Origin of the sequence: Caballeronia telluris (assembly GCF_001544495.1) — a bacterium.
GTDB classification, from domain to species: Bacteria; Pseudomonadota; Gammaproteobacteria; order Burkholderiales; family Burkholderiaceae; genus Caballeronia; species Caballeronia telluris.
Genome location: NZ_FCNZ02000024.1, coordinates 19,820 through 40,210, shown reverse-complemented (window position 1 = coordinate 40,210; position 20,391 = coordinate 19,820). Strand labels below are relative to the sequence as shown.

General features: G+C 66.1%; 11 protein-coding genes. 8 read left to right on the top strand and 3 right to left on the bottom strand.

Features of this window, described 5'->3' with window-relative positions; genetic code table 11:
* Positions 1-262: 262 nt before the first annotated feature.
* From treS to treY, 6 genes are all read left to right on the top strand, one after another.
* Entirely contained in the window at positions 263-3,640 is a 3,378-nt protein-coding gene (gene treS / locus AWB66_RS25120) for a maltose alpha-D-glucosyltransferase (protein WP_087632793.1), read from the top strand.
* The gene (gene glgB / locus AWB66_RS25115; protein ID WP_087632792.1) at positions 3,633-5,849 is read left to right on the top strand and encodes a 1,4-alpha-glucan branching protein GlgB; all 2,217 of its coding nucleotides are present in this window, start codon (positions 3,633-3,635) and stop codon (positions 5,847-5,849) included. The genes treS and glgB overlap by 8 nt, the downstream gene beginning before the upstream one ends.
* Positions 5,850-5,937: 88 nt before the next feature.
* Positions 5,938-8,199 carry a glycogen debranching protein GlgX gene (glgX, locus tag AWB66_RS25110; RefSeq protein ID WP_087632791.1) on the top strand — a complete coding sequence of 754 codons (2,262 nt, stop codon included), beginning with the start codon at positions 5,938-5,940 and terminating at the stop codon, positions 8,197-8,199.
* A 48-nt stretch (positions 8,200-8,247) separates the two neighbouring features.
* A complete protein-coding gene (gene treZ / locus AWB66_RS25105) occupies positions 8,248-10,161 on the top strand; it encodes a malto-oligosyltrehalose trehalohydrolase (RefSeq protein ID WP_087632790.1) in 1,914 nt (637 codons plus the stop codon).
* 29 nt (positions 10,162-10,190) lie between these two features.
* A complete protein-coding gene (malQ, locus tag AWB66_RS25100) occupies positions 10,191-12,344 on the top strand; it encodes a 4-alpha-glucanotransferase (protein ID WP_087632789.1) in 2,154 nt (717 codons plus the stop codon).
* Positions 12,341-15,214 (top strand): malto-oligosyltrehalose synthase, encoded by a 2,874-nt coding sequence (treY, locus tag AWB66_RS25095; RefSeq protein ID WP_087632788.1) that lies wholly within the window; start codon positions 12,341-12,343, stop codon positions 15,212-15,214. Before malQ ends, treY begins: the two co-directional genes overlap by 4 nt.
* A 9-nt stretch (positions 15,215-15,223) precedes the next feature.
* On the opposite strand, the gene AWB66_RS25090 is transcribed toward treY, so the two are convergent.
* The gene (locus tag AWB66_RS25090) at positions 15,224-16,588 is read right to left on the bottom strand and encodes a hemolysin family protein (protein ID WP_087632787.1); all 1,365 of its coding nucleotides are present in this window, start codon (positions 16,586-16,588) and stop codon (positions 15,224-15,226) included.
* Between the two features lie 112 nt (positions 16,589-16,700).
* Positions 16,701-17,825, bottom strand: coding sequence for a sensor histidine kinase (locus AWB66_RS25085; RefSeq protein ID WP_327355345.1), 1,125 nt, complete (start codon positions 17,823-17,825; stop codon positions 16,701-16,703).
* A 253-nt stretch (positions 17,826-18,078) separates the two neighbouring features.
* Between AWB66_RS25085 and AWB66_RS25080 the strand changes: the two genes are divergently transcribed.
* Positions 18,079-18,420, top strand: coding sequence for an FKBP-type peptidyl-prolyl cis-trans isomerase (locus AWB66_RS25080; RefSeq protein WP_087632786.1), 342 nt, complete (start codon positions 18,079-18,081; stop codon positions 18,418-18,420).
* A 9-nt stretch (positions 18,421-18,429) separates the two neighbouring features.
* Positions 18,430-19,173: an AraC family transcriptional regulator gene (locus AWB66_RS25075; RefSeq protein WP_087632785.1), complete on the top strand. Its 744-nt coding sequence runs from the start codon at positions 18,430-18,432 to the stop codon at positions 19,171-19,173.
* A gap of 17 nt (positions 19,174-19,190) precedes the next feature.
* Here AWB66_RS25075 and AWB66_RS25070 read toward each other — a convergent pair whose 3' ends face one another.
* Complete coding sequence (locus tag AWB66_RS25070; protein WP_087632784.1) at positions 19,191-20,381, bottom strand: O-succinylhomoserine sulfhydrylase; 1,191 nt, start codon at positions 20,379-20,381, stop codon at positions 19,191-19,193.
* Positions 20,382-20,391: the final 10 nt, after the last annotated feature.

The following is a 20,391-nucleotide window of genomic DNA, read 5'->3' as shown; positions in this document are numbered from 1 at the left end:
GCCCTGTCGAATTTTGAGGGCGACACTTAGGCGGTATGTCCACTCGGTGTTGCTCGTGCGTTGACGTATTGTGACTGCTGCCTAGAAAAGCTGCTTTCTTTGCTTACTTTCTTTGCAGCAGCAAAGAAAGTAAGTCCCGCCCCGGACAGGGGCAGAGCTAATAGACCACTAAGAAAGCAAGTTCCACCGAATCACGAGCGCCCGGACGGTGTTCATCACACCCCTACCCAAAGCGCCAGCAAAAACAACGGAGCGATACATTGTGAAACGCAACAAGTCCTCGACTCTCAGCAACGATCCGCTCTGGTACAAGGATGCGATCATCTATCAGGTCCACATCAAGTCCTTCTTCGACGCGAACAACGACGGCATCGGCGACTTCCCCGGCCTTCTCGCGAAGCTCGACTATGTGGCGGAACTCGGTGTCGACACGATCTGGCTGCTGCCGTTCTATCCCTCGCCGCGTCGCGACGACGGCTACGACATCGCCGACTACCGAAACGTCCACCCCGACTACGGCACCATCGCCGACGTCAAGCGCTTCATTCAGGAAGCGCACGCGCGCGGCATCCGCGTAATCACGGAACTCGTCATCAATCACACGTCGGATCAGCATCCGTGGTTCCAGCGCGCGCGTCACGCCAAGCCCGGCTCGAACCACCGCAACTACTACGTGTGGTCCGACACGGACAAGAAGTACGAAGAAACACGCATCATCTTTATCGACACCGAACCGTCGAACTGGACGCACGACCCGGTCGCCGGCCAGTACTACTGGCACCGCTTTTTCAGCCATCAGCCGGACCTGAACTTCGATAACCCGGCCGTCATGAAGGAAGTGCTGCAAGTGATGCGCTTCTGGCTCGACATGGGCATCGACGGTCTGCGGCTCGATGCCGTGCCCTACCTCATCGAACGCGAAGGCACGAACAACGAGAACCTGCCGGAGACGCACGCGATCCTGAAGAAGATCCGCGCGACCATCGATGCGGAGTACCCGAACCGCATGCTGCTCGCGGAAGCGAACCAGTGGCCGGAAGACGTGAAGGAATATTTCGGCGAAGAAGACGAATGCCACATGGCGTTTCACTTCCCGCTGATGCCGCGCATCTACATGTCGATTGCGAGCGAGGACCGCTTCCCGATCACCGACATCATGCGCCAGACGCCGGACCTCCCCGAGTCGAATCAATGGGCGATCTTCCTGCGCAATCACGATGAACTGACGCTCGAAATGGTCACGGACTCGGAACGCGACTATCTCTGGAACACCTACGCAAGCGATCGCCGCGCGCGCCTGAATCTCGGCATTCGCAGACGTCTCGCGCCGCTGATGGAACGCGACCGCCGGCGCATCGAACTGATCAACTCGCTCCTGCTTTCGATGCCGGGCACGCCCGTCATCTACTACGGCGACGAACTCGGCATGGGCGACAACATCCACCTCGGCGACCGCGACGGCGTGCGCACGCCGATGCAATGGTCGTCGGACAGAAACGGCGGCTTCTCGCGCGCCGATCCCGAACAGCTCGTGCTGCCGCCCGTGATGGGCTCGCTCTACGGTTACGACGCGGTCAACGTCGAATCGCAGAGCCGCGACCCGCATTCGCTGCTCAACTGGACGCGCAAGATGCTCGCGGTGCGCCGCTCGAAGCACGCGTTCGGACGCGGCACGATCCGCTTCCTGCGTCCGAACAACCGCAAGATCCTTGCGTATCTGCGCGAACTGGAAGGCGAGCCGCCCGTCCTGTGCGTGGCAAATCTCTCGCGCGCGCCGCAGGCGGTGGAACTCGACCTGTCGGAATTCGCGGGCTCAGTGCCGCTCGAAATGACCGCCGATTCGCCCTTCCCGGCAATCGGCCAGCTCACTTATCTGCTGACCTTTCCGCCCTACGGCTTCCTCTGGTTCCAGCTTTGCCCGGGCAACCTGCGTCCGGCGTGGAGCCAGGCGCCGTCCGAGCAACTGCCCGAATTCGTCACGATGGTGATCCGCGCGGGACAAACCGGCCCGACGCCCGAAAACGTGCGCCTGCTCGAATCGGAAGTGCTGCCGTCGTATCTGAGCAAGCGGCGCTGGTTCGCATCGAAGGATCAGAAGCTGCATCGCGTGCGACTCGCCGCGCTGACGACCATCGAAGGCGCGGGCTTCGCGTTCACCGAGATCGAAGCCGATGTCGGCGATCACACCGAGCGCTACGTGCTGCCGCTTGCCATCGCGTGGGGCAGCGAAACCACCTCGCCGCTCTATATGCAGCTCGCGCTCGCACGAGTGCGGCGCAACCGCAATATCGGTCATCTCACCGATGCGTTCGCCGTGCCGTTCTTCGCCTACGGCGTGCTGAGGAAACTGCACGAGCGCGCCGTCGTGCCGACCGTGCAGAAGAGCGAAATTCGCTTCATTCCGACCGAGCGTCTCGCCGAACTCGACTTCAATCCGCAATCGCCGCCCGAAATCCGCTGGCTCGCCGCCGAACAGAGCAACAGTTCGCTCGTGATCGGCGATCGCGTGGTGCTGAAACTCGTGCGGCGGCTCGTCGGCGGGATTCATCCGGAAGCGGAAATGAGCCGCTATCTTACGAAGCTCGGCTACGCGAACACCGGGCCGCTCTTCGGCGAAGTGGTGCGCGTCGATCCGGAGAACGTGCCGCACACGCTCGCGATTCTGCAGGGCTACATCGACAATCAGGGCGACGCCTGGAACTACGCGCTCGACTACCTGCGCCGCACCGTCGACGAACTCGCGGTGGCCGTCGATTCCGAAGAGCACGCGCCGAACCGCCTGAACGAAGTGCAGGGCTTCGAGGGCTACCGGGCGATTTCGGGCATCATCGGCCGGAGGCTCGGGGAACTGCACGTCGCGCTCGCCTCGCCCACCGACGACGAAGCGTTCTCGCCCACCCGCGCGACGAAGGAAGACGTGCACGACTGGATCGAAGGCACGCTCAAGCTGCTCACGACGGCGCTCGACATCGTCGAGCAGAAGAAGGGCGACTTCAACGAGCACGACCGTTTCCTCGCGCAAAGCCTGACCGACCGGCGCGACAGGCTGATCGACGCGGTGAAGAAACTCGTGCCGGACGACGCCGATGCGCTGTGCATCCGCATCCACGGCGACTTCCACCTCGGCCAGGTGCTGATGGCACAAGGCGATGCGTTCCTGATCGACTTCGAAGGCGAGCCGGCGCGTCCGCTCGACGAGCGCCGCAAGAAGACGAGTCCGCTGCGCGATGTCGCGGGACTTTTGCGTTCGCTGTCGTATGCGAGCGCCGCCGCGCAGCCGACGACGGAAAACGCCCCGCAGCAGACCGCCGACCGCAAGCGCGCGCTCTTCGAGCGTCTGCGCGTGCATGCCGAGGAGAGCTTCTTGCTTCAGTATCGCGAAGCGCTCGAACAGTCGCCGGAACCGATTGCGGGCGAGTCCGTCTACACGGCGCTGCTCGACCTTTTCCTGATCGAGAAGGCCGCCTACGAAATCCGCTACGAAGCGGCGAACCGCCCGACCTGGATCGGCCTTCCGCTGCGCGGCCTCGCATCGCTTGCGAGCCGCCTGCTCGGCGATACGGGCGCGCCGCCCGCGCCCGGCACGCGACACGTGATCGAAGCCAACAAGGATACGTCCGATGGAACCCAACATGAATAAGCGCAGTGATGCGAGAGACCCTGCGGAAGGGCTGCATTCGCTCGACATCGATGCTCTCGTCGAGGCTCGCCATCCCGATCCGTTTTCGAAGCTCGGCCTGCACCAGACCGACTCCGGTCATGTCGTGCGCGTGCTGCTGCCCGGTGCATCGGGCGTCATCGTGCTCGACCGCGAGTCCGGTGCGCCGCTCGGCCAGCTCACGAAGATTCACGACGCGGGCCTCTACTCGGGCTTTGTCGAGAAGCCCGGCGCCTACCGCCTGTCGATCGACTGGCACGGCACGCCGCAGGACACGCACGACACCTACGCATTCGGCCCGGTTTTGTCGGACGACTGGCTGAACCGGCTGACTCACGGCGATCCTTACGCGGTGATGCACGCGCTCGGCTCGCGTCCGTGCACGCACGAAGGCGTGGCGGGCGTGCGCTTTGCCGTGTGGGCGCCGAATGCGCGGCGCGTATCGGTCGTCGGCGACTTCAACTCGTGGGACGGGCGCCGCCATCCGATGCGTCTGCGTCACAACGCGGGCGTGTGGGAGCTGTTCGTGCCGGGGCTCGGCGCGGGCACGCGCTACAAGTACGAGATCGTCTCGCGCGACGGGCACACGCTGCCGCTCAAGGCCGACCCTTGCGCGATGCAGAGCGAGAAGCCGCCGGCGACGGCATCGGTCGTCGCCGATGCGGACGCCATCGACAGCTTCGCCTGGACCGACGACCAGTGGATGCAGGAGCGCGCCGCGCGGCAGACGCCCGCCGCGCCGATCACGATCTACGAAGTGCATGCCGAGTCGTGGCTGCGCGTGCCGGAGGAAGGCAACCGCGGCATGAACTGGCACGAGCTTGCCGAGCGCCTGATCCCGTATGCGAAAGGCATGGGCTTCACGCACCTCGAATTCATGCCAATCGCCGAACATCCGTTCGGTGGATCGTGGGGGTATCAGCCGCTCGGGCAGTTCGCGCCGTCGGCGCGCTTCGGCACGCCGGAGCAGTTCGCGGAATTCGTGAACCGCGCGCACGAAGCGGGTCTCGGCGTGATTCTCGACTGGGTGCCCGCGCACTTTCCGAACGACGCGCACGGTCTCGTTCAATTCGACGGCACGCCGCTCTACGAGCACGCTGATCCGCGCGAGGGCTATCACCAGGACTGGAACACGATGATCTACAACCTCGGCCGCAACGAGGTGAGCGCGTTCCTGATCGCATCGGGCCTGGCGTGGCTCAAGCGCTATCACGTCGATGGACTGCGCGTCGACGCAGTGGCCTCGATGCTCTATCGCGACTACTCGCGCAAGGCCGGCGAGTGGGTGCCGAACATTTATGGCGGGCGCGAGAATCTGGAATCGATTGCGTTCCTCAAGCGGCTCAATCACGAAGTCCGGCAGATTCCGGGCGCGATGACGATCGCGGAGGAATCGACGGCGTGGCCGGGCGTGACGGCTTCGGTGGAAAGCGGCGGGCTCGGCTTCGACTTCAAGTGGAACATGGGCTGGATGCACGACACGCTGCACTACATGGAGGAGGACCCGGTCTACCGTCAGTATCATCATCACATGTACACGTTCGGCATGGTGTACGCGTATTCCGAGCGCTTCGTGCTGCCGTTGTCGCATGACGAAGTGGTGCATGGGAAGGGATCGCTGATCGGCAAGATGCCGGGCGACCGCTGGCAGAAGTTCGCTAACCTGCGCGCGTATCTCGGCTTCATGTGGACGCATCCGGGCAAGAAGCTGTTGTTCATGGGCGGCGAGTTCGGACAGTTCGCGGAGTTCAATCACGATGAATCACCGCACTGGCATCTGCTCGACGATGCGTTCCACGGCGGACTGCAAAAGCTCGTGCGCGACCTGAACCGGCTTTACGGCGAAGAGCCCGCGCTGCACAAGCTGGATAGCGATCCGCGCGGCTTCGACTGGCTTGTCGGGGACGACAACGCCAACAGCGTCTATGCGTTCCGGCGCACGGATGGCGAAGGGCGCGAGCTGGTGGTGGCGTGCAACCTGACGCCGGTGCCGCGGATCGGATACCGGATCGGTTTGCCTCGCGGCGGACGGTGGAGCGAAGTGCTCAATTCCGATTCGTCGATTTATGGCGGGTCCAACATGGGCAATGCAGGCGTCATTCATGCCGATGACTTTGCCAGTCATGGGCGGGCTTTCTCTGCTGCGCTGACGTTGCCGCCGTTGGCTACGATCGTGCTTCGGGCTGATTGAAGGTGCGCTTGTGCTTCAATGAACGAGAAGCACGAGCGCACCAGCGGGTGTCCAACGTCCAACCTCAGAAAGCGCGAGCAAAAAACCAATGAACGCATTACCTGAGAGGTTGCTCCCGGGCGCGCCCTACCCGCTCGGAGCCAACTGGGACGGACTCGGTGTCAACTTCGCGGTGTTCTCGTCGAATGCGCACCGCATCGAGGTCTGTCTCTTCGACAGTACCGGCCGCAAGGAACTGATGCGCTTCGACCTGCCCGAATGCACGGACGAAATCTGGCATGGCTATCTGCCCGGCGCGCATCCCGGCACCGTCTACGGCCTGCGCGCGCACGGCCCCTATCAGCCGCAACACGGTCATCGCTTCAATCCGCACAAGCTCCTGCTCGACCCCTACGCAAAAAAGCTCGTCGGCCCGTGGCGCTGGTCCGATGCGCTCTTCGGCTACCGCGTGCACTCGAACCGGCTCGACATGTCGATGGATCGCCGCGACTCGGCGCCCGCGATGCCCAAAGCCATCGTCACCGACGACGCCTTCGACTGGTCCCGCGACGTGCGCCCCGACACGCCCTGGGGCGAAACCATCATCTACGAAACGCATGTGCGCGGCACGTCGATGTTGCGCAACGACATCCGCCAGCACGAACGCGGCTCGTTCGCGGCGCTCTCGTCGCCGTGGTTCATCGAGCATCTGCAAAACCTCGGCATTACCGCCGTCGAATTCCTGCCGGTCCACGCGTTCCTGAACGACCGCTTCCTCGTCGAGCGCGGCCTGCGCAACTACTGGGGCTACAACACGGCCGCGTTCTTCGCGCCCGAGCCGTCGTATCTCTCGACGCACCGGCTGAACGAAATGCGCATCGCCGTGCGGCAACTGCACGCGGCCGGCATCGAAGTGATCCTCGACGTCGTCTACAACCACACCTGCGAAGGCAACGAACTCGGCCCGACCGTCTCCTGGCGCGGACTGGATAACGCGAGCTACTACCGCCTCATCCCCGGCGACGAGCGTCACTACATCAACGAAACGGGTTGCGGCAACACGGTGAACCTGTCGCATCCGCGCGTGTTGCAGATGGTCATGGATTCGCTGCGCTACTGGTGCACGGCGTTCAACATCGACGGCTTCCGCTTCGATCTCGGCGTCACGCTAGGCCGCGAAGGCCACGGCTTCGACCCCGGTTCCGGCTTTTTCGACGCGATCCGCCAGGACCCGGTCCTCTCGACCCGCAAGCTGATTTCGGAGCCGTGGGATATCGGCCCGGACGGCTATCAGGTCGGCAATCATCCGCCGGGTTTCGCGGAATGGAACGACAAGTACCGCGACGGCGTGCGCCGCTTCTGGCGCGGCGACGCGGGCATGCGGCCGGACCTCGCCGCGCGCCTCACCGGATCGGCGGAGCTTTTCAACCGGCGCTTCAGGAAGCCGTGGGCGTCGGTCAATTTCGTGGCGTCGCACGACGGCTTCACGCTCGCCGATGTCACGGCCTATGAGCACAAGCACAACGAGATGAACCAGGAAGGCAACAACGACGGACACAACGAAAATTGCAGCGCAAACTGGGGCGTGGAAGGCCCGACCGACGACCCCGAGATCCTCGCCACGCGCGGCCGCGTCGCGCGCTCGATGATCGCCACGACGCTCCTGTCGCTCGGCACGCCGATGCTGCTCGGCGGCGACGAATTCGGACGCACGCAGCGCGGCAACAACAACGCGTACTGCCAGGACAACGAGATCTCCTGGATCGACTGGGAAGCGGCAAATTCGCCCGCCGGCCGCGCGCTGACGGAATACGTCGCGCGTGTCATTGCTCTGCGCAAAAACTACCCGGTGCTGCGCGAAACGCGCTTCCTGTACGGCGACCGGGAGGTCCTGCCGGGCCTCTACGACGTCAGCTGGTTCGACGAGCGCGGCATGGCGCTCACCATCGAGGCATGGCAGGACCCCGAAGGCCGCGCGCTGACGCTGCGCCGCGCCGGCCCGGGGCTGTCGGGCGAAACGGACGTGATCCTTTTGATGATCAACGCGTCGTCGCAAGCGCTCCTGTTCGCGCCGCCCCCGCCTCACTTGGAATGGAACGTGCTCCTGGATAGCGCGGCGCCCGATGGGCCGCAGCGGCCGCTCGTCGGCAGCGAACTGGAGGTGGCGGCGCACAGTATCGTCGTGCTGCTCGCCCAGCCGACCGGCGACGCCGACTGGCAGGCCGTCTGGATGGCGGGCGCCCATCAGGGTCCGCGGCTTCTGACGGCGCTGCCGCCCGACCCCGGCACGCTGCCGAGCCGCCGCCCGCCCGCCATTCCGTCGGAGCATGCGATCGGCGAGACGCCGGATGCACCGCAACGAACCACTTGAGACGACCCAGGCGCAGCTTTGCAAGGCAAACGAAAACGGCAGGAAACCATGTCCGAATGTCCTATCGATCCGCACCAGCACCACTACTCGTACTGCCTGCCCTTCGGCGCGCACGTGACGGGCGCGGCGCAGGAAACACCCCGGACGCGCTATCGTTTCTGGGCGCCTTCGCGCGACACGGTGCAACTCGAAATCCACGGTGACGCGAACACCGCGCCGACGCTCGTCGACATGGAACCGACCGGCGACGGCTGGTTCGAAGCCGAAGCCGACGGCGGCGCGGGCACGCGCTACCTGTACCGGCTCGACGAGAATCTCGCGGTGCCCGATCCGGCGTCGCGCTTCCAGCCGGACGACGTGCACGGCCCGAGCGAAGTGATCGATCCGCGCGCCTATCGCTGGACGCACACGAACTGGCACGGCCGGCCGTGGGAAGAAACGGTGCTCTACGAACTGCACGTCGGCGCGATGGGCGGCTATGCGGGCGTCACCGCGCGTCTTCCGGAACTCGCCGAACTCGGCGTGACGGCCATCGAACTGATGCCGCTCAACGATTTCTCCGGCACGCGCAACTGGGGCTACGACGGCGTGCTGCCCTATGCGCCGGACTCGTCGTATGGCCGTCCCGACGACCTGAAGAAGCTCGTCGATACCGCGCATGGCCTTGGTCTCATGGTGTTTCTCGATGTCGTCTACAACCATTTCGGGCCGGACGGCAATTACCTGAGCACGTATGCGAAGACGTTCTTCCGCGAAGGTGTGAACACGCCGTGGGGCCCGGCGATCGACTTCGAGCGCCCGCAGGTGCGCGATTTCTTCTTCGACAACGCGCTCTACTGGCTGCGCGAATATCGCTTCGACGGCCTGCGCCTCGACGCCGTCCACGCGATCAACGACGACGAATGGCTGCGCGAACTCGCGCATCGTGTGCGCAGCGGGGTCGAAACCGGGCGCCACGTGCATCTGGTGCTCGAAAACGAGCACAACACGTCGAACCTGCTGGAAACGCATTTCGACGCCCAATGGAGCGACGATTCCCACAACACGCTGCACGTCCTCCTGACGGGCGAGAGCGAGAGCTACTACGGCGCCTACATCGACAAGCCGATCGAGAAGCTCGCGCGCGTGCTGTCGGAGGGTTTCGTGTATCAGGGCGAACCGTCGCCGATTCACGACGGCAAGCCGCGCGGCGAACCGAGCGCGCATCTGCCGCCGACGCGCTTCGTGATGTTCCTGCAGAACCACGACCAGGTCGGCAACCGCGCGATGGGCGAACGTCTGCGCTCGCTCGTCTCCGACGAGGCGCTCTTCGCCGCGACCGGCCTTCTGCTGCTGTCGCCGCAGATTCCAATGCTGTTCATGGAGGAGCAGTACGGCTCGAAGCAGCCGTTCCTCTTTTTCACCGACTACCACGACCAACTCGCCGATGCCGTGCGCGAAGGACGTCGCCGCGAATTCGCGAAGTTCTCCGCGTTCACCGACGAAAAGCGCCGCGCGCAGATTCCCGATCCGAACGACGAAGGCACGTTCAGGATGTCATCGCCGCGTCCTCTGCAGGCCAAAAGCGAGGCCGAAAGCGACGCCGACCGCCTGGAATGGCTGCATTTCTACCGCTCGGGCCTCGCTGTGCGCGCGAAGCTGATCACGCCGCGCCTGAAAGACGCGAAAGCGCTCGGCGCGACCGTCATCGGCGAGAAGGCGCTCGTCGCGCGCTGGCGGCTGGGCGACGGCGAGACGCTCTCGATCGCGCTCAATCTCGGCGACGCGCCCGTCGCGCTCGGCGAGACGCCGGCCGGCAAGATCATCTTCGAGACGCCGGCGCGCGCGCAGGATCGCGTGAAGCGCGGCGAACTGGGCGAACGCACGTTCGTCGCCTGGCTGACGGGCGACGTCAACGACTACGCCATCGCCCACGACGCTCGCCGCTTCGAGCACACCACCACCGAGGGACACGCCTCGTGAGCCCGACCACCGCAAAACCGTCCGCGCCGATGAACGCGATCGAAACGCTCGCCGCGCGCGCGGGCTTCGAAGTCGAATGGCTCGACGCGCACAAGCACACGCAGCGCGTGCCCGAATCGACGCTGCGCGTCCTGCTCGACCGCCTCGGCCTGCCGTGTGGCAACGCCACGCAACTGAAGCACAGCATGTCGGCGCTCGACGCGGAACTGTCCGGCCGCAAGCTGCCGCCGCTCATCACCGCCGAAGTGGACCGCGCGATCGCGCTGCCGGTGTCGGCGGCGAAATCGGGCGCGCGCTACCGCATCGAACTGGAAAGCGGCTCCGTGATCGACGGACGGTTCACGTCGCCGAAGGGCGAGATCGCGCTGCTCTCGCCGATCTCGGAGCCGGGCTATCACACGCTCGTCATCAACGACCATCACACGACGCTCGCCGTCGCGCCGTCGCGCTGCTACACGATCGACGACGCCTGGCGCGCGCTGCACGAAGACGCCACCGGCGACGCGCCGCCGCTCTGGGGCGTCGCCGCGCAGGTCTACGGGCTGCGCCGTGTGGGCGACGGCGGCATCGGCGACTTCTCCGCGCTTGCGACGCTTGCCGTCGAAAGCGCGAAACGCGGCAGCCACGCGCTCGCGATCAGCCCGATGCACGCGATGTTCAGCGCCGAGCCGAACAAGTTCAGTCCGTACTCGCCGTCGTCGCGGCTCTTCCTGAACATCGCGCACGTCGATCCGGCCGCCGTCCTCGGCGCGCCCGCGGCCCGCGCGGCGATCGAGCGCGCGGGTGTCGCGAAGGACATGACGGAACTCGAAGGCCTGCCGCTGATCGACTGGCCGAACGCGACGAAGGCGAAGCTCGCCGTCTTGCGCGAGCTCTTCGCCTGGTTCTCGCAGGACGCGGAAACGCCCTTCGCGAAGGACTTCGCGTCGTTCGTCGAAAGCGGCGGACGGGCGCTCGAAGACCACGCGCGCTTCGAGGCCTTGCAGACCGACCAACTGGCGAGCACGGGTGAAGGCCACTGGCGCAACTGGCCCGACGAACTGCGCGACCCGCGCAGCGACGCCGTCGCGGCGTTTGCGGAAGCGAACCGGCGCGAAGTCGATTTCCATTTGTTCACGCAATGGCTCGCGGCGAAGGGCCTCGCGCACGCCCAGCACGCCGCGCGCGACGCCGGCATGGCGGTCGGTCTGATCGCGGATCTGGCCGTCGGCTGCGATAGCGCGGGCAGTCACGCGTGGTCGTATCGCGAGGAAATGCTCACGGGCGTTTCAGTCGGCGCGCCGCCCGATCTCTTCAACCAGGCCGGCCAGTCGTGGGGACTCACGACGTTCTCCCCGCGCGCGATGCGCACGCAGGGTTTCTCGGCGTTCATCGACATGCTGCGCGCGTCGTTCGCGCGCGCGGGCGGCATCCGCATCGACCACATTCTCGGGCTGCGGCGCCTCTGGCTCGTGCCCGAAGGCGAGCCCGCGAAGGACGGCGCGTACCTGCGCTATCCGCTCGACGATTTGCTGCGGCTCATCGCGCTGGAATCGTGGCGGCATCGCGCGATCGTGGTCGGCGAGGATCTCGGCACCGTGCCGCCCGGCTTTTCCGAGCGGCTGGAAGAACACGGGCTGCTCGGCATCCGCGTGCTGTGGTTCGAGCGCGCGGTCGAAGGCGACGGTTTCAAGCCGCCGTCCGACTGGGACCGCGGCGTGACCGCCACCACGACGACGCACGACCTGCCGACCGTCACCGGCTGGTGGCGCGGCGCGGACATCGAATGGCGCGCGAAGATCGGCCAGACGGCCGCGCGCGCGGACGGCCGCGATCCGGTCGCGCTCGCAATGGACGAACGCGCCGTGGACCGCGACCATCTGTGGCGCGCGTTCCAGGACGCCGGCGTCGCGCCGCCCGACGTCGCCGCGCCGCCGGTCGAGAGCGCGCCGGTCGACGAAGCGCTCGCGTTCGTCGCCGCGACGCCCGCGCCGCTCGTCACGTATCCGCTCGAAGACCTGCTCGGGCTCGCGGACCAGCCGAACCTGCCCGGCTCCATCGACGAGCATCCGAACTGGCGCCGGCGCCTCGCCGCGCCGGTCGACGAACTGTTTCTCGACGATGCGTTCGCCGACCGGCTGCTTGCCGTCGCCAGCGCGCGCGAGCGCTCCACGCCGAACCCTCCACCGAACGAAACACCATGACCGTACCGCGCTCCACGCTCCGACTGCAGCTTCACAAAGGCTTCACCTTCGACGACGCCGCCGCGCAGGTCGACTACTTCGCCGCGCTCGGGATCAGCCACGCGTACGCGTCGCCGATCACGACGGCGACGAGCGGCTCGACGCACGGCTACGACACCGTCGACTACACGCGCGTGAATCCGGAACTGGGCGGCGAGGAAGGGCTGCGGCGTTTCGTCGAGAAGCTGCGCGCGCACGAGATGGGACTGATCGTCGACGTGGTGCCGAATCACATGGGCGTGGGCGGCTCGGAAAACGCGTGGTGGCTCGACATCCTCGAATGGGGACGGCACGCGACGCACGCGCGCTTTTTCGACGTCGACTGGCATTCGCCCGATCCCGCGCTGCGCGGCAAGGTGCTCGCGCCGTTTCTCGGCGCGGCCTACGGCGAGGAACTGCACGGCGGGAAGATCAAGCTCGCGTTCCGGCCGGATGAAGGGCGCTTCGTGGTCGAGTACTACACGAACACGTTCCCGATTTGCCCGGTCGACTATCCGTCGATCCTGCAAGAAGCGCCCGAACTCGGGCAGCGCTTCACGGGCCTCACGACCCAGCCCGCCGATCAGCCGAAGGCCGCCGAGGCGCGCGCCGCGCTCGCGACGCTCGCCGCGACCGAGGGCGGTCAGGCCGCGATCGCCGCGACGCTCGCCGCGCATTCCGCCGATTCGCCGCAAGGCCGCGAGCGTCTGCACCGGCTGCTGGAGCGCCAGCATTTCCGGCTCGCGTGGTGGCGCACCGCCGCCGACGAAGTCAACTGGCGGCGTTTTTTCGACGTCAGCACGCTCGGCGGTGTGCGCGTCGAGCGTCCGGAAGTGTTCGAGGCGTCGCACGCGCTGATTTTCCGGCTCTTCGCCGAGGGACTCATCGACGGCGTGCGCATCGATCACGTCGACGGTCTCGCCGAGCCGCGCGAATATTGCCAGCGGCTGCGTCAGCGGCTCGAAGAACTCGCGCACGAGCGGCCGCCCGCCTTGCAGCACGGCAACGGCCGCACGTATTTCGTGGTCGAGAAGATTCTCGCGCGCGGCGAACCGCTGCGCGGCGACTGGCAGGTCGACGGCACGACCGGCTACGATTTCATGAACGACGTCGGCGCGCTGCTTCACGATCCGCGCGGCGCGGCGCCGCTCGCGCAGGCGTGGTCGGAATTGACCGGACGCAGCGCCGAATTCGCCGACGAAGCGCTCGTCGCGCGTCGGAAGATCCTGGCGGAAAACCTCTCGGCGGAACTGGATCGCGTCGCGCGCGCGCTCCACCGGATCGCCCGCGACGCGGTCACGACGCGCGACTTCACGTTTTCATCGCTGCGCCGCGTGGTAGGCGAACTCGTCGTGCAATTTCCGGTGTATCGCATCTATCCCGTCAACGCCGTGCGCAGCGCCGAGGACGAGCGCTATTTCTCGCAGGCGCTGGAGGGCGCACGCGCCGTGCTGGCGCGGGCGGATCACGTCGTGCTCGATCAGGTCGCGCAGTGGCTTGGCGGCAAGCTCGCCGACGAGGCGTCCGTCGCCGAGAGGCCGCGCGAGCGCGCAGCGGAGCGCGGCCGCAACCACGTAGCGCAGCAGAACGTGCCGGGCGCGAACGGTTCGCAACGGCGCAGCGCGCAGACGCTCTTCTCGCAACTGACGTCGCCGGTGGCCGCGAAGGCGGTGGAAGATACGGCGTGCTATCGGTACGGACGGCTGTTGTCGCGCAACGAAGTGGGCGCCGATCCGGGCGAGTTCGCGTTGTCCGTCGACGAATTTCACGAGACCAACGCCGAGCGCGCGAAGTCGTTCCCCCACGCGATGCTCGCCACCGCCACGCACGACCACAAGCGCGGCGAAGACGTGCGCGCGCGCATCGCCGCGTTGAGCGAAATCCCGGAAGAATGGGCGACGACGCTGCACAACTGGTCGACGCTCAACACGCCGCTGCGCCGGACAGTCGACGACGACGACGCCAACTGGGCGCCCGGTCCGGCTGCGGAGGCGATGCTGTATCAGACGCTCGTCGGCTGCTGGCCGCCGGACCTCTCGCCCGACGACGACGCCGGCGTGAAGGAACTGGCCGAGCGCGTCGCGCAATGGCAACTGAAGGCGTTGCGGGAAGCGAAACTGCGCACGAGCTGGTTCGCGCCCGACGAGGCCTACGAGAACGCGTGCCGCGACTTTCTGTTCGATATCGTCGCGCCGCAGCGACGCGACGGTTTCCTGCGCGAGTTGCCGGAATTCGCTGCGCGGATCGCGCGGGCCGGGGCGATCAACAGCTTCCAGCAGACCTTGCTGCGCCTGACGTCGCCGGGTGTGCCCGACCTGTATCAAGGCACCGAGCTATGGGATTTCAGTCTCGTCGATCCCGACAACCGGCGCCCCGTCGATTTCGAGAAGCGGCGCGCGTGGCTTGCCGAAGGCGAGGAAAAAGGTCCGCCATCCGAACAACTGGCGAACTGGCGCGACGGACGCGTGAAGCTCGCGCTCGTGCGGCGCGCGCTGGCGTTGCGGCATCACGCGGCGTCGCTGTTCGCGCAGGGCGAGTATCTGCCGCTCGAAGTGACCGGCGAGCATGCGGATCGTGTGATCGCCTATGCGCGGCATGCGGGCAGCGCGTATGCGATCGTCATCGCGACGCGGCTCGCCGAGCCGCTGCTCGCGAAGGACGGCGACGTGCCGCTCGTCGAGCCGGCGCGCTGGGGCGATACGGCGGTGATCCTGCCCGACGCGCTCGGCTCGCGCGCGCTCTTCGACTGGATGAGCACCGGCGCGCCGAAGGCGGAGGGACAGCGTCTGCTCGTGCGCGATACGCTCTCGGCGATGCCGGTGGCGTTGCTTGTGGAGGAAGGGGTGCGCTAAGCGCTGAGGCTAGTCCGCCTCCTCCAGCGCCTCCTCGCGCGGATACACCCGCACGAGGACGATTCGCGGCCCGTTCATCTTCTTCACGACGATATCGAAGCCGTCGAACTCCACACGCTGGCCTTCGCTCGGCAAGTCGCCGAGCGCGTTGATGACGAGTCCGCCCACCGACTCCGCGCGCCCCTCGTCGATATCGATGCCGAGCGCCCGCTCCAGCGACACCACCGGCAAGCTGCCCTTGCCCATCAGCGTGCCGTCGTCCATGCGCGACCAGTCGGCGTCGCCCTGGCGGAACTCGTCGTGGATCTGCCCGACGAGCGCGCCGAGCAGGTTGTCGAGCGTGAGAAAGCCGATCGGCTTCGAGCCCTTGCGTCCGACCAGCGCAAAATGCGGCGCGCCCTTGCGAAAGCGGCGGAACAGTTCCAAAGCCGACAGCGTCGGCGACACGTATTGCACCGGGCGCGTGTATTTTTCGAGCTTGTCGACCTTCACGGTCTGCTGCTTCGGGAAGCCGAGCGTGATGCCGCGCCCTTCGCTCTCGCGCGCGAGCAGCAGGTCCTTCAGATGGATCATGCCGAGCACGCGCTCGCCGGAAGCGTCGGCGAAAAGCGGATAGCGGCTGAAGCGATGACGCGCGATCACGGCAAGGTTCTCGCGCATCGACAGGTCGTTGCGCAGGCCGATCATCTCGTGCGCCGGCCGCATCAGGTCCGACACCGTCATGCGGCTGAAATCGAGCGAATGCGCGATGGTGTTCCACTCGTCCGCGTTATACGACGACGCCCCGCCAAGACGCCGGCCGCGCAGGATCAGCTTGAGCTCGTCGGTGGAATAGTGGGCGTCGTGGCCGTGCTCGCCCGACAGTCCGAACAGGCGCAGCACCCCGTTCGCGCTCGCGTTGAGCACCCAGATGAACGGATACATCAGCCAGTAGAAGCCGTAGAGCGGCATCGCGAGCCAGAGGCCGACCTGTTCGGCGCGGCGGATCGCCCACGACTTCGGCGCGAGTTCACCGACGACGATATGCAGGAACGAAATGACAGAAAACGCGAAGAAGAGCGAGATCGAGTCGATCAGCTTCTCCGAATCGATGCCGACGAGCGCGAAAAGGGGATGCAGCAGCATGGCGAACGCCGGTTCGCCGATCCAGCCGAGCCCGAGCGAAGCGAGCGTGATGCCGAGCTGACACGCGGAAAGATACGCGTCGAGCTGACCGTGGACCTTCGCGAGCAAACGGCCGGGCAGGCCATTGGTTCGCGCGATGGCCTTGACGCGCGTCGCACGCAACTTGACGAGCCCGAACTCCGCCGCGACGAAAAAACCGTTCAACGCGACGAGCAACAATGCGCCGATAAGCGCGACAACCTGAGCCAAAGCAACTCTCTCCGAAAATGGAAAGCGTCAGTATATGGGCGTAAGGCGATCCGGGCGCAAGACCGGCCTCAAGTTTCGGCCGGTTTCGCCTGTTGCTGCGCGGTGCGCTCCGCTACATGCCGGAGAGCGGCACGCGCAGGTTCATCGATACGGCGGCGCCGTCGGTGACGTCGGCGTGGTCGAAACTGCCGCCGTGCGCCTCCGCCACCCGCTTGCAGAGCGCGAGCGCCCACGCGATGCGCCCGGCCTCGCGCGGCTGCGTCGCCTGCCGGCGTGCGAATGCTTCGAGCGCATGCGGCAACTGCTTGTCGACGAGCGCGGGCGCCGACACCGTGTAGCGCACTTCCGTGCGCCACGTGCTGCCTTCCACCTGGCTCGCGAGCACGACCGAGCCGCCGCGCGCGCTCGCTTCCGTCGCGAACACGAGCATCAGCCAGATCGCCTGCGTGAGACGTTCGGCGTCGCCTTCGATCTGCTCTTCGGCAAGCGGAGAATCGACACTCAACGTGACGCCGCGCGCATTCGCGAGGCTCGCGCGCGCGAGCGCCGCACTGTGTTCGATGAGCGGCCGGATCGCGGCAGGCGCGAGCGACAGCGCGAGCGTCTTGGTTTCGGCGCGCGTCGTATCGACCGTCTGTTCGATCAGCTTGACCTGCTGCTCGACGCCCGAGCGGATGCCGGCGAGCGCACGCTGCGCGGCGGGATCGGCGGCGTCGATCTTGCGTTCGAGCACGTAGCCCCAGCTGTGGATCGCGTTGAGCGGCCCGCGCAGATCGTGCGACACCACCGAGAGCACGTTGTCGCGCATGAAGAGCGCCGCTTCGGCACGCAGGTGCGCGAGCCGCTCGGCGTTCGGTTCGCCCGTCGCGGCGTGGCTGGCGCACGGCCACACGATCAGCGTGACGGTGTCGGCGGCGGGCAACGCGAGAATCGTGAAGGTGCGCGTGAGCCCGCCATCGTCGATCGACGCCTGCGCGCGCTGCGCGCCGTTCGCGTTCTGCGCGGCGTCCGCAGCGGCCGTGAGCACCGCGACGAGCGGCTTCGGCAACGCGGTGTCGCCGAGCACGCGGCCTTCGAGCGCCTGTGAATCGAGATCGAAAAGGTGGGCGAAGACGGTGTCGGCGCTGATGCAGCGCTGGGCCGCATCGACCACGAGCACGCCATCGTTGCCGGCGGACGGTGCATCGCGAAACGTCGCGTGTTCGGGTTCGAGCGCGCCGCTAAAAGACGTTGTCACAGTCGGTATCCTTGCTGGTTCAAAGTTGCCAGGCCTTTTTCAGGACGCAAAGGCATTATATGTGAGCCCATGCCGGACTAGCGCCATCGGCATGATCGCGAATCGCGCATCTTTTATCGAGACAGAGCACCGGGAAAGTGAGCAAGTGCCGTGCGCGCTCCGCCCGGCCGATAGGACCTACAATACCCGTTCCAAAACACCGGAACGCCGCGGCGGGAAACCGCTCCGGCGCCGGATCAACCAGGGAGCATTCATGTCGACTGTCACGACCGATTCGGGCCTCAAATACGAAGACACCACCGTGGGCGATGGCGCGGAAGCCGTCGCCGGCAAGACGGTGAGCGTGCATTACACCGGCTGGCTGACGGACGGCCAGAAGTTCGATTCGAGCAAGGACCGCAACGATCCGTTCGCCTTCGTGCTGGGCGGCGGCATGGTCATCAAGGGCTGGGACGAAGGCGTCCAGGGCATGAAAGTGGGCGGCGTGCGACGCCTGACGATTCCGCCGCAACTCGGCTACGGCGCGCGCGGCGCGGGCGGCGTGATTCCGCCGAATGCAACGCTCGTGTTCGAAGTGGAACTGCTGGACGTCTGATTCGATGGCATGACACACGCGCCGCTCGTCGCCCCTTCCGTCGCGCTGCGCCGCTACGACGCGGTGCAGGCGTCGGACGTGCACGATTTCCACCAGATCGTGCTCGGCCTCGACGGCGCGATGGATATGGCCGTCGAGGGCCGCGAAGCGCGCATCGATTGCCGCGGCGCGTGGATCGTTCCGGCGGGCGCGCGCCACGACTATTCGGCGGCGGGCGAAAACCGGCAACTGGTGCTCGATCTGCCGTTCGCGTCGGTGGCGTTGCCGGAGCGGTTCTTCGAGCGCGCGCGGGCAATCGACGTCGATCCGCTCGTCACGCAACTGGTTCGAAACATTGCGACGCGCGCGCAAGCGCCCACGCGCTCGTTCGCCTGGCAGGCGGCAGCGCATCTCTGCGGCGCGCTGATGTCGGACGTGCGTCTCGACGAAGCGCGCGCACTCGATTTCGCGCGCATCGACCGGTGGCTGCGCGCGCATCTGGCCGAACCGTTGCGCATCGCCGATCTCGCCGCGCATTGCGGCTTCGGCATGCGGCGGTTCCATCAACTCTTCTGCGAAGCGTTCGGCGAGACACCGCATCGCTATCTCCAGCGCCTGCGCCTCGACGCCGCGCTCACGCTGCTCGCCGATCCGCGCGAGACGCTATCGGGCATCGCGCTGACAGTCGGTTTCGCCGATCAGAGCGCGTTCACGCACGCGTTCACGAAACGCTTCAGGATCGCGCCGGGGCAATGGCGCGGCGGCAAGCACTGAGCGCTCCGTGGAAACGGTCAGCCGTTCAGCCCGCGCTCCAGATCCGCGCGAATGTCCGCCGCGTATTCCAGCCCGACCGCGAGCCGGATCAATCCTTCCCGAATGCCCGCCGCTTCGCGCACTTCGGGCGTGAGCCGTCCGTGAGTGGTCGTCGACGGATGGGTGATGGTCGTGCGCGTATCGCCGAGATTGCCGGTGATCGAGCAGACCTTCGTCGAGTCGATCACGCGCCACGCATTCGCGCGCTGCTCCTCGCGCGTCGCGCCCTTCAGTTCGAACGACACGATCGCCCCGCCCGCCTTCTGCTGCTTCTTCGCGATCGCGTATTGCGGATGCGATTCCAGCCCCGGATAGAACACGCGCTCGATGGCCGGATGAGTTTCGAGCCAGCGCGCGATTTCCAGCGCATTCGCCGATTGTTTCTCGACGCGCAACGACAGCGTTTCCATTCCCTTCAGCAAGACCCATGCGTTGAACGCCGAGAGCGTCGGACCAGCGCTGCGCACGAACGGGAACACTTTCTCCATGATGAACTGCTTCGAGCCGACAAGCGCGCCGCCGAGCACGCGGCCTTGGCCGTCGAGGAACTTGGTTGCCGAATGCATGACGACGTCCGCGCCGAGCTTGAGCGGCTGCTGAAGCGCCGGGCTGCAAAAACAGTTGTCGACGACAAAGAGCGCGTTCACGGATTTGGCGATCTTGCCGATCGCTTCGATGTCGGCGATTTCGGTCAGCGGATTCGACGGCGTTTCGAGGAAGAACATCTTCGTCTCGGGGCGCACGGCGGTCTTCCATGCGTCGAGATCGGTCGGATCGACGAAGGTGGTTTCGATGCCGAACTTCGAGAAGATCTGCGTGAACATGCCGACCGTCGAGCCGAACAGACTCTTCGAACTGACGAGGTGATCGCCCTGCTGCATCGACGACATCACGACCGACATGATCGCGGCCATGCCGGACGCCGTCGCCATGCACGCCTCGCCGCCTTCGAGCGCCGCGAGCCGGTTCTGGAACATCGAAACGGTCGGATTGGTGAAGCGCGAGTAGGTGTACGCCTCTTCCGCGTTCTTGAAGCGCTCGGCGGCCTCCGCGGCGCTCGAAAAGCAGAAGCTCGACGTGAGGAAAAGTGCTTCGGAATGCTCGTTGAAGTCGCTGCGCAGCGTGCCGGCGCGCACGGCGAGCGTGTCGAGATGCAGGTTGTCGTCCATGTTCGTGATT

Excerpts from the sequence above, each read along its gene's own strand:
- AWB66_RS25080 (WP_087632786.1), top strand. The coding sequence starts at position 18,079 with ATGTCGACTGTCACGACCGATTCGGGCCTCAAATACGAAGACACCACC.
- treZ (WP_087632790.1), top strand. The coding sequence starts at position 8,248 with ATGTCCGAATGTCCTATCGATCCGCACCAGCACCACTACTCGTACTGC.
- glgB (WP_087632792.1), top strand. The coding sequence starts at position 3,633 with ATGAATAAGCGCAGTGATGCGAGAGACCCTGCGGAAGGGCTGCATTCG.
- malQ (WP_087632789.1), top strand. The coding sequence starts at position 10,191 with ATGAACGCGATCGAAACGCTCGCCGCGCGCGCGGGCTTCGAAGTCGAA.
- AWB66_RS25070 (WP_087632784.1), bottom strand. The coding sequence starts at position 20,381 with ATGGACGACAACCTGCATCTCGACACGCTCGCCGTGCGCGCCGGCACG.
- AWB66_RS25075 (WP_087632785.1), top strand. The coding sequence starts at position 18,430 with ATGACACACGCGCCGCTCGTCGCCCCTTCCGTCGCGCTGCGCCGCTAC.
- treY (WP_087632788.1), top strand. The coding sequence starts at position 12,341 with ATGACCGTACCGCGCTCCACGCTCCGACTGCAGCTTCACAAAGGCTTC.
- glgX (WP_087632791.1), top strand. The coding sequence starts at position 5,938 with ATGAACGCATTACCTGAGAGGTTGCTCCCGGGCGCGCCCTACCCGCTC.